At 52.4% G+C, this 13,788-nt stretch carries 13 protein-coding genes; 12 read left to right on the top strand and 1 reads right to left on the bottom strand.

All coding sequences use genetic code 11. The features are described 5' to 3' along the window. Positions 1 to 42 precede the first annotated feature (42 nt). From FH974_RS24625 to FH974_RS24580, 10 genes are all read left to right on the top strand, one after another. A complete protein-coding gene (locus FH974_RS24625; protein WP_047885044.1) occupies positions 43 to 1,284 on the top strand; it encodes an anhydro-N-acetylmuramic acid kinase in 1,242 nt (413 codons plus the stop codon). Positions 1,285 to 1,982: 698 nt separating this feature from the next. After that, positions 1,983 to 2,738, top strand: a complete 756-nt coding sequence (locus tag FH974_RS24620) for a beta-ketoacyl synthase chain length factor (protein ID WP_047885045.1) — start codon at positions 1,983 to 1,985, stop codon at positions 2,736 to 2,738. Between the two features lie 58 nt (positions 2,739 to 2,796). After that, a complete protein-coding gene (locus FH974_RS24615; RefSeq protein WP_047885046.1) occupies positions 2,797 to 3,066 on the top strand; it encodes a phosphopantetheine-binding protein in 270 nt (89 codons plus the stop codon). Between the two features lie 366 nt (positions 3,067 to 3,432). After that, positions 3,433 to 5,142, top strand: a complete 1,710-nt coding sequence (locus tag FH974_RS24610) for an AMP-binding protein (RefSeq protein WP_207103915.1) — start codon at positions 3,433 to 3,435, stop codon at positions 5,140 to 5,142. Further along, positions 5,139 to 5,546 (top strand): ApeI family dehydratase, encoded by a 408-nt coding sequence (locus tag FH974_RS24605; protein ID WP_207103914.1) that lies wholly within the window; start codon positions 5,139 to 5,141, stop codon positions 5,544 to 5,546. The genes FH974_RS24610 and FH974_RS24605 overlap by 4 nt, the downstream gene beginning before the upstream one ends. A gap of 82 nt (positions 5,547 to 5,628) precedes the next feature. Beyond that, positions 5,629 to 7,221, top strand: coding sequence for an HAL/PAL/TAL family ammonia-lyase (locus FH974_RS24600; RefSeq protein ID WP_207103913.1), 1,593 nt, complete (start codon positions 5,629 to 5,631; stop codon positions 7,219 to 7,221). Further along, complete coding sequence (locus tag FH974_RS24595) at positions 7,221 to 8,423, top strand: beta-ketoacyl-[acyl-carrier-protein] synthase family protein (protein WP_207103912.1); 1,203 nt, start codon at positions 7,221 to 7,223, stop codon at positions 8,421 to 8,423. Before FH974_RS24600 ends, FH974_RS24595 begins: the two co-directional genes overlap by 1 nt. Then, positions 8,423 to 8,902 (top strand): hotdog family protein, encoded by a 480-nt coding sequence (locus FH974_RS24590; RefSeq protein WP_047885050.1) that lies wholly within the window; start codon positions 8,423 to 8,425, stop codon positions 8,900 to 8,902. Before FH974_RS24595 ends, FH974_RS24590 begins: the two co-directional genes overlap by 1 nt. Further along, positions 8,899 to 9,624: a 3-ketoacyl-ACP reductase FabG2 gene (locus FH974_RS24585; protein WP_047885051.1), complete on the top strand. Its 726-nt coding sequence runs from the start codon at positions 8,899 to 8,901 to the stop codon at positions 9,622 to 9,624. Before FH974_RS24590 ends, FH974_RS24585 begins: the two co-directional genes overlap by 4 nt. A gap of 413 nt (positions 9,625 to 10,037) precedes the next feature. Further along, complete coding sequence (locus tag FH974_RS24580; RefSeq protein ID WP_047885052.1) at positions 10,038 to 10,427, top strand: hypothetical protein; 390 nt, start codon at positions 10,038 to 10,040, stop codon at positions 10,425 to 10,427. Between the two features lie 340 nt (positions 10,428 to 10,767). Here FH974_RS24580 and FH974_RS24575 read toward each other — a convergent pair whose 3' ends face one another. Then, complete coding sequence (locus tag FH974_RS24575) at positions 10,768 to 11,913, bottom strand: amidohydrolase (protein ID WP_047885053.1); 1,146 nt, start codon at positions 11,911 to 11,913, stop codon at positions 10,768 to 10,770. Between the two features lie 207 nt (positions 11,914 to 12,120). Between FH974_RS24575 and FH974_RS24570 the strand changes: the two genes are divergently transcribed. Then, positions 12,121 to 12,753 carry a TetR/AcrR family transcriptional regulator gene (locus tag FH974_RS24570; RefSeq protein ID WP_242551930.1) on the top strand — a complete coding sequence of 211 codons (633 nt, stop codon included), beginning with the start codon at positions 12,121 to 12,123 and terminating at the stop codon, positions 12,751 to 12,753. Between the two features lie 108 nt (positions 12,754 to 12,861). After that, positions 12,862 to 13,785, top strand: coding sequence for a LysR family transcriptional regulator (locus tag FH974_RS24565; protein ID WP_207103911.1), 924 nt, complete (start codon positions 12,862 to 12,864; stop codon positions 13,783 to 13,785). The last annotated feature ends 3 nt before the right edge of the window (positions 13,786 to 13,788 follow it).

The following is a 13,788-nucleotide window of genomic DNA, read 5'->3' as shown; positions in this document are numbered from 1 at the left end:
CCTGTGAGTGACTATTCTGTAAGTCATCATGAAGGGTAGCGGATGAGCCGGGAATTATATGTTGGGGTGATGTCAGGCACGAGTCTGGACGGAGTGGATGTGGCGCTGGTGGCGATAGAGCATGAGGCGTCCGACGCACAGCCAGTGTCAGTTAGCCTGCAGGCTCACTACGATCACCCGATGCCGGATGAGCTGAAACATGCTTTGCTGGAAGTCTGTCTCGGGCAAGCCACCAACTTGCGTCAGATCGGTGAACTGGATCACCGTCTCGGCCACCTGTTTGCGGATGCGGTGAATGCGCTGTTAAGGCAAAAGGGAATCTCTCCTCAGGATGTTACCGCAATTGGCAACCATGGCCAGACCGTGTATCACCATCCGGAGAGTGAATACCCATTTACCACCCAACTCGGGGATGCCAACATTATCGCGGCCAAAACCGGGATCACCACGGTGGCGGACTTTCGTCGCAAAGATATGGCGCTGGGTGGCCAGGGAGCACCTCTGGTGCCGGCTTTTCACCGCATTTTATTCGCCCAGGCTAACTCGACGACAGTTGTCCTCAATATTGGCGGTATTGCGAATATCTCTGTGCTACCGCCATCCCGTACTGTGGCTGGCATGGCTGGCGCAGTAGGGGGCTCAGGGCAGAATGCTCGGGTAGACTCAAAAGCGGAAGCCATAACGGGCGTTCACAGCGGGAAGGTTGTCGGTTATGACACGGGACCCGGTAATATGTTGATGGATGCCTGGATTTATCAGCAGCAGGGTGACAAGTATGATCGGGACGGCGCGTATGCCCGGTCTGGGTGTTGCCACGCGACCTTGTTGGCTCAGTTACTGAGCGATCCTTATCTGACCCAAACCTATCCGAAAAGCACTGGTCGGGAGCATTACAACCTGCCTTGGTTGAACGAGCAATTGGCACTTGTTGCTGTGGCAACAGGTGAACGGTTGGCTCCGGAAGATGTGCAGGCGACTTTGCTGGAGTTTACCGCCCGAACGATTGCAGATCAGGTACATACCTTTAAGTTTGGCCCAAGCCCACGCCTGTTGGTTTGCGGCGGCGGTGCGAACAATCCGGCGCTGATGGCACGATTGTCTGCGTTGCTGCCGGAATGGCTGGTGGGCAATACCCGTGATGAAGGGGTAGATGCGGACTACATGGAAGCGATGGCGTTTGCCTGGCTGGCCCGGCAGCGGATACACAACCAGCCGAGTAACGTGCCGGAAGTGACCGGAGCAAGCCGCCCTGCATCATTAGGTGTGATTTATCCGGCAGATTGATGTGCCTTAGGTCGACTTGGCTACTAGGTTGTTTGCCAGGTTGTTTACCAGTGTGATTGCTGAGTTGATTACCTGGTTAATTGTTGGATTTATTCTGGGGTAGCCGCAGGGTTCATTTCAGGTGCCCCAGCAGCCTAAACTGGACGAGCAATGAGTTATCGCATATGAGAGAAAATAAGCCGGTTTTAAACGCCGGCTTATGAAACCTTATGGCTTCCGCTTTCGTAAAATTATCATCCGGTCACCACCATCCAGTCTTCATAAAAATATCGTCGGGGCTACAGACGTTTGGCTTCAATAAATACTAATCTCAGCAGTGTCAATTGATACTATTTCCATGATGGAAGAAAAAATTGTGCGTTAAATACAGTATCGCCTTATTAAATGAGTATAGAGGTATTATAAATCTATCAATGAATGTTTTTCATTTCAGGGATTAGATTTTATTAGCGTAATAGCGACTTACTGCATGAAGCCAGTAGGTTTCTAAATATCAGAAAGTGAGTGAAATATTTCTGTGCGAAAGCAGTGTTTTATCAAATAAGCCACTTGGTTTGCGGTATAACGCAGAGTTTTTAAAATTGATTGGGTTATAAAAGCTTGCAATAGTTGTCATACTAAATTAAATGCATTAATAATAGAGGTAATAAATAAAATACAAATAACATAATTGTTATTAACTGGCTGGGTTTCATTTCATGCAAGGCATTCAATTTGATGTAATAGACTGGATGGCATTATCGCCGGGCATCAGTCAGCCTGAACAATGGGCCGACTGGCAGGCTAATGGATATGCCTGGCCAGATAATGAACATTTTGTCCCCAGTGATGCGATCCCTCCGATGCAAAAGCGGCGAATGAGCACCTTGAGCCGGTTAGCGGTTCAGGTGGCCGTGTCTCTGACTCGTGAACAATCGGTTGATTATATTGTGTTTTCCTGCCGCCATGGCGAACTGACCCGAACTAGCCAGCTGTTGCAATCGGTGTTAGCCGGACAACCGGCATCGCCGATGGCGTTTTCTCAGTCAGTCCATAATACCGCGACAGGACTGTTTACCATTATTGCCGGTCAGACTGTTGCGGCGACATCGGTATCGGCATCCCGTTCATCGTTGCACGCTGCTTGCATTGAAGCCGCAGCTTATCTGGCCTCAAATCCGACGCATCGCGTACTGCTGGTCGATTTTGATGAGCCTCTGCCTGATCCTTACGGTCAGTATGAAACGCAGGATTTCCGCGGTTATGCCCTGGGATTGTTGCTGACGTCTGGGCAAGAGTTTCTGGTCCAGGGGCAAAGACAATCAAACCGCCACGCAGGATTTCAGATTGACTCACCGGATTGCAGCCCTTTACCGCAAGGCTTGATGCTCGTAGACGCACTGGTGTCGAAAGCCCGGCGCTGGACGATGCGGGAACCCCGGTATTGCTGGCATTGGCAACGTGCCAGAACCTGAATTTTCTGCGTTACCCGACTGGGTGGGCAAGAACATGAAATAGAAAGGAGAAATGATCATGGAAAAATTACATCAGGAATTGAAAGCACTCATTATTGAAACGCTGAATCTGGAAGATCTTTCGATTGAGGATATTGAAACGACCGCGCCGCTGTTTGGTGATGGGCTGGGATTAGATTCCATTGATGCGCTGGAACTGGGCCTGGCAATTAAAAATCAGTACAGCGTTATTCTCGATACGGATGACAGTAATACGCGGACTAATTTCGCATCGGTAGAAAATCTGGCCAAATTTATTTCTGAACATCGTCCGTCAGCGTCACTCTGAATCTGAAAAGTCAACGAGCAATAGAAAATAAGGATGGAAGGCGTTGGCATTTAACGGCCATTTTTTATAGCGCACTTTTATGTCCGTAATAAATGTGTTTATTTTAAGACACTGGATTTGAAGACACTGTTATTTAAGATCATGCTTTTAGGCCGTATTTCAATCATGTTAAACAGCCACATTTTTATCGATGGCAGTTAAGCAATAGTTTATCAATGTGATGATGAAATATGGGCCTGCCGTCTTTAATCGGCGCCACTTCACGCGGCTATTGATTTCTGACTTTTCACCGTTTCTGAAGGCTAGACATTCTGTCTTTAATCACTGGCAGAATGTTGCGTCGGTAATACAGACCAAGGATAGCGAATGGTATTGAATCACCAGCAAATCGGATCGCCGTTACCCAGATCGCCGTTTTCTATATCGTTGTCCTCTTTGCTGGGGGCGGAACGCCCACGGACGCTTCGGGTGGCATCTGGTATTCAGGGTACAAAGCAGTGGAAGGACTATTGCTGTGATGTCGGGTATTGGCAGCGGGTCTTGCGCCAACGATCAGAGCAACGCTGGGCGTTGTGTTTTGACGATAGCTATTGGCTTGCCGTGGCATTTATGGCTGCGGCTTTTGCCGGTAAAGTGTTGGTGCTGCCCGGCAATATACGCCCTGGTGCACTGGCAGAATTAGCGGATCAGTTTGATGGTGTGCTTAGTGATACAGACTTAATAGGGCCGACATCAGTACCGTTGCTTGTTGTTTCTGACCTTAATACCACCACAGAGCAGGATGTCGGAACGGAAAGGGAAGACACTCTGTTGTCTCCGATTGCGTTGCTGCCAAGTTTATCGGCGGAACGGCCTGAGCTGTTTGAGCCGCTGGCACTGTCAGACATTTCCCTGATTCTGTTTACGTCTGGTTCCAGTGGTGCACCTAAACCTGTTTATAAAACACTCGATTTACTGGATGCGGAAATTCAGGGGCTGGAAGCCTGTTGGGGGGCAATGTTTGACGAGCATGACGCTTTGTCTCCTGAGGCGGGGAGGCAAGGCGGCAGTGGCGACAGCAAAGGGGCCTTATTGATTACCAGTACGGTTTCCCACCAGCATATCTATGGCTTGTTATTCCGGGTGTTATGGCCCTTGTGCACCGGACGATGCTTCGCCCGCACTAACTGGTTGTACCCGGAGCAAGTTATTCAGAACGCGTCATCGGATGTCGTTTTGATCACCAGTCCGGCGTTGCTGAAACGGCTGACAACGGCATCAGCCCAATCCTATCGCGGTGTATTTTCCTCCGGCGGGCCACTGTCAGTCGAGGTGTCCCGACGGGTGGCGAAGCTGTTGGGGCTGCCACCGATTGAAATTTATGGCAGTACCGAGACTGGCGGAATTGCTCACCGCCAGCAGGTCATCGCTCAGCAAGCTTTTATTCAGCAGGCCATTACTCAGAAAGTTCCTACTCAGAAAGCTCTCACTCAGAACAGTACGCTGAGTGCCGAATCGGCGACCGTCCAGACTGATGAGAATGAACAGGCGTGGCAGCTTTTCCCGGGGCTGGAAGCCCGACTCAGTCCGCAACAATGCCTAATGCTGCGATCTCCCTATCTGCCCTCGAACGATTGGTATGTCACTCAGGATGCCTGTGAATTACGGCCTGAGGGCAAGTTTCATCTCAAAGGACGGGTCGATCGGGTAGTGAAAATCGAAGAAAAGCGCATCTCGCTGCCGGAGGTGGAAGGGCGGCTTTCGCAACATCGCTGGATTGCGGATGCAGCAGTCATTGAAGATAAGCAGTACCAACGTGCGCAGTTAGCCGCCGTGCTGACATTGTCACCCGATGGGCTGGCTGCGTTTGAACGGCTGGGCAAAGGGCCGTTTGCCGTGTCATTGCGTCAGGCCATGCGGGAGTGGGTGGAACCGGTCGGCATTCCTCGGCGTTTCCGTTTTGTTGAGGCCATTCCGGTTAATGCACAGGGAAAGCGTCAGTGGTCAGAACTGGTGAGTTTATTCTCCGCAACGGACGGTTTGCGTCCGGAGGCGAGTAATGACAAAGGCGAGCCAATGAGAAAAGGGAAGCAATGAACAGGGAAAAACGAGATCAACAGACACGTTTTCCGACCGTGTTGCAAGAAACCGTTCGTGGCAATGTCTGTGAACTGTTATGCCGGATAGACCCAGAGATTATCTATTTTTCCGGCCATTTTGACGCGCAGCCGGTGTTACCCGGCGTGGCGCAACTCGAATGGGCGGTCACCTGTGCTGTGACTTACCTGCAGACCCCGGATCAGTTTGGCGGGATGGAGTCTGTAAAGTTTCAGGCACCGATTCTACCAGCCGCAACGGTTGTGTTGGCGGTTGAATGGCTCCCTGAAAAGCACAAGCTTAAATTTGCCTACCGCTCCCCGGATGGTCACCACCAGCATGCCTCAGGGGTTATCTCACTTTTCCCGCTTGCTGCTCAGCGATCTAACCGCTCAGCCTGTTGACTGCTATTAAAACGAGAACAGTTAGTTAGAACGAACCCGGCGGGACAGAACGAACAAGGCTAGGCAGAACAAGGAACATGTTATGACGACTCAGAAACCTCAACCCATTCGATTTGGTGCCGGGCGGCTGACTATTGAAGATGTCATCGCCATTGCTGATGGTGCCCCCGCAGCCATGAACCAGGACGCGGCGTTTACCGCCAAAATTGACCGTGGTGTTGCTTTTCTGGAGCGATTACTGCTGGACGACGGAGTCATTTATGGGGTGACAACCGGTTATGGTGACTCCTGTACGGTCGCGATCCCCCCAGAGCTGGTGCCTGAATTACCGCTGCATCTGACCCGTTTTCACGGCTGCGGACTGGGTGAACATTTGACTCACCGTCAGGCTCGCGCCGTACTGGCAACCCGGCTGTGCTCATTATCACAAGGGGTCTCCGGTGTGAGCCATGAGCTGTTGAATCAGATGGTCACCTTGATCAATCAGGGGGTTTCGCCCTATATCCCACAGGAAGGTTCGGTGGGAGCCAGCGGGGATTTAACGCCGTTGTCTTATCTGGCTGCCGCCTTAGTTGGCGAACGGGAAGTCATTTATCGCGATGCGGTACGCCCCACGGCAGAGGTTTTTGCTGAACTTGGCATTACTCCGCTGACCTTGCGTCCGAAAGAAGGACTGGCGCTGATGAACGGCACGTCGGTGATGACCGCTTTGGCTTGTCTGGCATTCAGCCGGGCGGAATATCTGGCGCAGTTGGCGACACGAATCACCGCCATGGTATCGGTTGCGATGCAGGGGAATGACTTCCATTTTGATGAAGCGCTTTTCGCGGTTAAGCCGCATCCCGGCCAACAGCATATTGCCGCCTGGCTGCGGGCTGATCTGCAAAGCGATGCCCCGCCGGCAAACAGCGACCGCCTTCAGGACCGGTATTCACTGCGTTGTGCGCCTCATGTGATTGGGGTGTTGCAAGACACGCTGCCCTGGTTGCGCCAGCTGATCGAAAATGAGCTGAACAGTGCCAACGACAATCCCATTATTGATGGCGATAACGAACGGGTGCTGCATGGCGGCCATTTTTACGGCGGTCACATTGCCATGGCTATGGATACCCTGAAAACGGCAGTGGCGAATCTGGCAGATCTGCTGGATCGCCAAATGGCGCAGTTACTGGATCATAAATTCAATAACGGCCTGCCCAGAAACCTGAGTGGTGCGCAAGGAAATCGAGCGTCCATTAATCATGGCTTCAAGGCAGTACAAATCGGGATCTCAGCCTGGACGGCAGAAGCGTTGAAACACACGATGCCGGCCAGTGTCTTTTCTCGTTCCACCGAGTGCCACAACCAGGACAAAGTCAGTATGGGGACTATTGCGTCCCGCGACTGTTTGCGGGTATTGGAGTTGACCGAGCAGGTAGCGTCGGCGGCTTTGCTGGCGTCAACGCAGGCGATGGTACTGCGTCTGCGTCAGGGCGAGTTGCAGCCGGAGCAACTCAGCCCGGCCCTCCATGGAATGTTGTACGCCGTGCTGGAGGATTTCGAGCCGGTGGTTGAAGACCGCCCGCTTGAAACCGATTTACGCCGCGTGGTGCATATGATTCAACACCAGCAGTGGTTGCTCTATCCGCATCCCCAGGAGCCGCGGAACCGGGTATCCGGTCATAAGGACGGATGATGAATAGCAACAAACCCATTTATATTCACGCCTGCGGCATCCATTGTGCCCTCGGGTTATCCCGTTCGGTGATTCATCACAGCTTGCAAAGCGGCGATGCCCCCGGCATGCAAGTGACCACAGACAGCCTGAACAGTGGCGGGCAAACGGTGGTTGGTAGAGCTGTTGAGCCTCTGCCTGAGATTCCGGCAAGGTTTAGCCATCAGAATACTTACAACAACCGGCTGGCACTGTCTGCTTTGAATGATATTAAGCCGGAGATTGAACATGCTATCGCCCGCTATGGGCGTGAACGGGTCGCGGTGATCGTCGGCACCAGCACCTTTGGTATGGCTGACGGGGAAGCGGCGATGACCGCGTTTCTGGAAAATGGTGCGTTCCCGGACGATTACCATTATCACCAGCAAGAGCCCGACAATACGGCGGAATTTATTGCTGACTATTTCGATATCCTGGGGCCGGTATATACCTTGTCAACGGCGTGTACATCCAGTGCGCGGGCGTTGATTTCGGCTAAGCGCTTGCTGGAGTCCGGTCTGGTTGATGCGGTGTTGGCAGGGGGAGCGGATTCGCTGTGTCAGCTCACACTGAACGGTTTCCATGGGCTGGATGCACTCTCTTCAGAACGCTGTAATCCGTTCAGTCAGAACCGGAACGGGATCAATATCGGCGAAGGCGCGGCGTTTCTGTTGCTGAGCCGTGAGCCGAGAAACCATGAGGGGCATCCCAATACGCCGCATATAGCTTTGCTGGGAACCGGAGACAGTTCCGATGCGCATCATATTTCCGCGCCCCATCCGGATGGGCTGGGCGCCGAAAGGGCGATGCGCCGTGCATTGGCTGATGCGGGCTTATCGCCCGCGCAGATTGGTTACATCAATGCCCACGGAACCGCCACGCAGCTGAATGATGCGATGGAAAGCCTCGCCATTGCCCGGGTGTTTGGGTCGCAGGTGCCGATCAGTTCCACCAAACCCCTGACTGGTCACACTCTGGGAGCGGCTGGAGCCGTGGAAGCCGCCATTTGCTGGCATGTGTTACACCATCAGTTGCCCCTGCCAGCTCAGGTAAACGACGGCGAGCTCGGTGATATACCGATTTCACAGGTGTCACCGGGGATGGCACTGCGTCAGCCGGCTATTATGAGTAACTCTTTTGCTTTTGGCGGCAATAACGTCAGCTTGATTTTTGGAGTGTTGTGATGCGAGAACTGCCTGAGTTGTCTTATCTATTACCTCATACCAAACCGATGCTGATGGTTGATGAGCTGGTGGCGGTGGGGCCGGAACAGGTTCACTGCCGTACGCGTGTGTCCGGCCTTAACCCGTTTTTTGATGCGCAGCGTCAGCATCTGCCGGGCTATGTCGGGATCGAGCTGCTGGCACAAACGGTGGCTGGCTGGGCCGGCTATCAGGCCTGGCAGGCCGGTCGACAGCCCGATATCGGTTTCTTACTGGGCAGCCGCCGTTATCACTCTGAGGTTTCGGCTTTTGATGTCGGCACCGTGCTGGATTTGTACGGTGAACGCATTCTGGACAATCAGGGCATGGCGGTATTTTCATGCCGTATTGAGATTGAGGGACAGAGTGTGGCGACCTGTCAGTTGAATGTGTACGTCCCAGCGACGGCGAAACTGGCGCAAATGGTGGTTAATCCGCATGACAAGGAGCAAAGAACGTGACCAGACAGGTATTAGTAACCGGTGCCAGCAAAGGCATTGGTCGGGCCATCGCCTGCCAGTTGGCCAAAGACGGCTTTACGCTGGTGGTGCACTACGGTCGAGATGAATCCGGGGCCAGGCAGACGCTGGATGAGATTCAATATCTGGGAGGTCGAGGCAGATTGATTCAGTTTGATATTCGGGATCGGGCGCAGTGTCGCCAGCAACTGGAAAACGACATTGAGCAGCACGGCGCTTATTACGGTATTGTCAGCAACGCCGGTGTCACACTGGATATGGCTTTTCCGGCGATGACCGAAGAGGCATGGGACGGTGTGGTACACACCAATCTGGACAGTTTTTACAATGTGCTTCATCCCTGTGTAATGCCGATGGTGAAAAACCGGCAAGGTGGGCGCATTGTCACGCTGGCGTCCGTGTCGGGGCTGATGGGAAACCGCGGCCAGACCAATTACAGCGCTGCCAAGGCCGGAGTCATTGGTGCGACCAAAGCGTTGGCACTGGAACTGGCGAAGCGAAATATCACCGTGAACTGCGTAGCACCGGGGCTGATTGAGACCGGGTTGGTGGATGATAATCTCAAAGCGCAGGTTTTGCCGCAGATCCCAATACGGCGTGCCGGAAAGCCTGAAGAAGTGGCGGGGCTGGTCAGCTACTTAATGTCAGACATCGCAGGATACGTGACACGTCAGGTGATTTCGGTGAATGGCGGGTTATTGTAATCGGGTTATGGTAGTAGCAAGCCGGATGCCGAAGATATGTTGAAACCTTGAAACCTGAAAAATATGTGCGCGTAACAGTGATCAAGCGCGGTTATTTACAACTGTTCACACATTGCCAGGCTATACCTCGCTTGCTGATTGATGGCGGTAAGTGTAGATTCTTTCTCAGTTTTTAATTTTAACAACGCGAGCACTTGAGCCACAGTGAGTGCCGGTGTTTCGGTAAATGGGTTTGCCGGATATAGCACAGATAATGGCCAGATAAGTGGCTGGTTTGCGGATGTAATCAGGCTTTGGCATTAAATGAACACTTCAAAGCAACACCGCCAATTAACACTTTGTATCAACACCATGATTCAATACCTTGAATCAACACCTTGAATCAAGGCTCAGGACAGGGGAAAGGACGAAAAATGAACTGGAAACTGGGAATCGTGATCTGTTGTTTGCCGTTGGTCAGTCAGGCTCAGGAGCAGGCGTTGCCGCTGGGGCCAATATTGGCTGAACAGCAGGCACAACGCGAAGAACGCGCCCTTGGTGATGTGTTCATTGATGCGTCCCGCCAGTCATCCCAGACCTTTGAATTTATTGGTGAAGGCAGCCGACCGGTGCATAACCGGATGGTGGATGAAAACAGTATTAATCAAAATGTGAACACGGTAGCCCCGACCGAATTTGGTGCGGGCATGCGCTTTCGGGCCACTGACGATTTCAGTATTTCCGTCAAAGCGGGAGGTGAAGTCCGAAATGATCGGGATCTGGATGTTGACAGTGGCTCGGTAAACTTTGAGTTTGGTTTCTAATTCGCGGCACCTTTTTTGTCCCCATTCCTTTCATGTACCCGCTCTCTGTCTCTCGCGTGGCAGTTTTCCCCTGTGCTTTACACCTGACATAGAGCGCAGGGAATCTAATGCAGGAAAATTAACGCCGGGCACTTAACCCCGTCGCGCTATCTACGGCATGACATCCGTTTAACTGCATAGTCTTATCTTCTATCTTCTATCTTCTTGTTTGGGCTTTTCTCTTGTTCCATCTTCCCTTTTCCTCAGATTCAGCGCTTCCCCGGCGTTCGGTATTTTAGCCCCATTTCTTAACCCTTTGTCATTAAGAAAAGGGGCCTATTAACAATGTTATTTGAAGTGGTTAGCGGTTATGCAGCATCTCAATCAGATGAAGAAAGAGTGCGCTGGCTGTCTCAATCAGGGCATCCGGAAAATCGTAGTCCGGATTATGCAGTTGCGGGTGGCTTTCACCACTGCCCACACAAAACAAGGCACCAGGCCAACAGGCCAGAAATTCGGCAACGTCTTCTGACCAGCGCATCGGCTCTTGCAGCTGGTAGACAGGAAGCCCCAGTTCACTGGCGGCACGCTGCACCAGTTCATTGTGGTGATGTGTGTTAACCGCTGCGTTAAATGATTCCTGCCAACTCACCTGATAGTGCAGCCCAGTTTGCTCACTGTATGTCCGGGTTGCGGCTTCTACCGCGTGCTGCATTGCCTTGAGGACATCACTCTGTTCACTGCGCAGAGTAGCGAGCAGTTGGGCGTCGCCTGGCGCGGTACCAAACGCGGGCTCACCCAGTGTGGCATGAATGATGGTCACTAACGAGAACACATCAGGGAAACGGGTCGGGAGTTGTTGTAACTCCTGCATTAGCGCGATGAGGGTGTTGGTTGGGTTAATGCCGTTTTCCGGTTTGGCAGCATGGGAGGTTTTGCCTTCCAGGGTAATGGTGACACCGGTTGAAGCACAGGCAAACGTTTCGGGACGGGTGATCACGGTATTGAGCGGGTAACCCGGCAGATTGTGGTACGCGAATACATTATTGACGGCCTGACCGGCCAGCCACGGATCTCGCAACATGTCAGCCGCACCGGTGCCCGTCTCCTCCGCCGGTTGAAACAGTAGCAGGACGCTGCCAGAGACTGGCGGGTGGCTGGCGAGGTGGCGTGCAACCGCCATCATGCTGGCAGTATGGCCATCATGGCCGCAGGCATGCATGACTCCGGGATGTTGCGAGCAGTGTGCATGGTCGCTTTTTTCCACAATCGGCAGGGCATCAAAATCAGCGCGCAGCAAGGTTGTCGTGCCGGGCCGGGTACCGCGGATTTCACACACAATACCGTGACCGCCAATGTTTGTCCTGGGCGTAAGCCCGAATGCGTTAAGTTGGCTGATGATGCGTTGCGCCGTTGTCTGTTCTTTTCCCGATAGTTCTGGGAATTGGTGCAGGGTGCGGCGAAACAGGATGGGGTCAAAATTCTGTGTCGGTAACGTCTTTTCCATAGCGCATCACAATCGAAATAGTGAACAAGTTGAATAGGTTACGCCCGGTGGGGTGAGAAGGTTGTGAGCGGGATCGCAACCTTAGGAGACGCTGCGTGTTGAAGAAAGCATTGCCGTACTTACGTGAGCGGAAAGGTATCATTCTGGGGGGACGGCGATTATAATCAAAACTGTACTAATTGGTACAGTTTTGGTCGGGCGGGAGGCATGATGCAACCATCTCTGAAACTCGCTGTACGTCCTTCAACGGTCGTCAAACAGCAAAAAATCCTGGAAGTTGCCACGATCTTGTTTCTTGAGCAGGGCTATAGAGATACAGCACTGGATCAGATCGTTCAGCGTTGCGGTGGCTCCAAACAAACCCTTTATCGTTATTTCGGCTGCAAAGAAGGCTTGTTCAAAGCGGTACTGGCTCACAATCTTGAGTCGTTGGAAGACGTGTTCGATTTTTCAGAAAAAGCGTCTTTGCCGGTGGAATCGTGCCTAGTGAGTTTCGGGCAGGATTACATTCATCGGCTGTGTACCAATCCGGTGCTGGGATTGTATCGGATCGTCGCGGCGGATTTTCATCAGCACGCAGACATTACGGATTTCTTTCTTGCCAACGGGCCGGATAAAAAACATCAGTATCTGATCGCGTATCTGGCGTCAGATAAGGTGGCACAGCAGCTGGCCATTCTGTCGCCAGAGCAGGCATGCTGCAACCTGTTGGCCTTGTTGAAGCAGGATTTTTTTTATACCACGCTGCTGGGTAAACCTTTGCCCGATAAGAAGTGTCTGGATCAACAGATCCGCCAGTCGGTATCGGCGTTTATTCGGATGTACCAGCCAGCTCGGTAAGTTGATCACCAAGCCATTTGTTTAAGTCAGGTATGCCAATCTGAGTTGCGAGGCAGACCAATGGCCGCTCATGTTTCACCGGGCAGAATCCCAAACAGGGGACGCGTTATGTCATCATTAAAACTGGACTCGCTGAAGTTGTTTCAGCATGTGGTCGCGCAGGGCGGCATTACACAGGCGGCTGATTTTCTGGCGATGCCGAAGTCCAGCGTCAGTCGGAAAATGAAAGAGCTGGAAGAGGCGTTTAACGTCAAGCTGATCAGCCGCAGTGCGCGTTACTTCGCGTTAACCGAGGCCGGTGAAATTTTTTATGCCCGCAGTCTTGATGTGCTTTCTCAGGTTGAGGTGATGGAGCAGGAAATGGCGGTTCATCGTCAGGAAATTGCCGGTAAGATCAGCATTTTGTGTGTATCGCCTTTGCTGAAATGTATCGGTGAGCATCTGCGTGAATTTTGTCGCCAGTACCCGGGCATCGAACTGGAGTTCCATGCGCAGGAAGTTGTGGAGCGGAATATTCCCAAGCGGCGTTTTGATTTGCTCATCCAGCTTGAAAAACCGGTGATCAGCAACCTTATCGCCCGAACCATCGGTGACATGTATGCTGATTATTATGCGAGCCCTGATTACCTCGCGGAGTTCGGTTGTCCGACTGAGCCGGAAGAATTACTCAGCCATAAGCTGATTTTTCGCGAGCTGTCACAAGATCAACTTAAGCAGTGGTGGTTTCAGGACCCAGTGCGCGTGATGGATCTGGGCCCAGCCAGTATGACGGTGGTTGATTCGTCAGATATGGCACTGACCCTGGCCCGGCAGGGCTTCGGGATTGCAATGTTGCCGGATATTCAGGTGATTCCGGCGTTGCAAGATAAGGAACTGGTTCCTCTGTTCGGTCAGCGACATCGCAGGTGTTTACCGGTCAATCTGGTGTATCACGATCGCGAACATATCCCCCGTCGTGTCAGGTTGCTGATTGATTTTCTGACGGTCAATTTTGCGGAGGCAGCGGCTAAATACTCACTGCCTCAACGTTAGGGG

The sequence above is a fragment of the Photobacterium ganghwense genome, from assembly GCF_017329545.1.
Taxonomy (GTDB): domain Bacteria; phylum Pseudomonadota; class Gammaproteobacteria; order Enterobacterales; family Vibrionaceae; genus Photobacterium; species Photobacterium ganghwense.
Note: the sequence above shows the minus strand (reverse complement) of the source record. Positions and strands in the feature narration are given on the sequence as shown.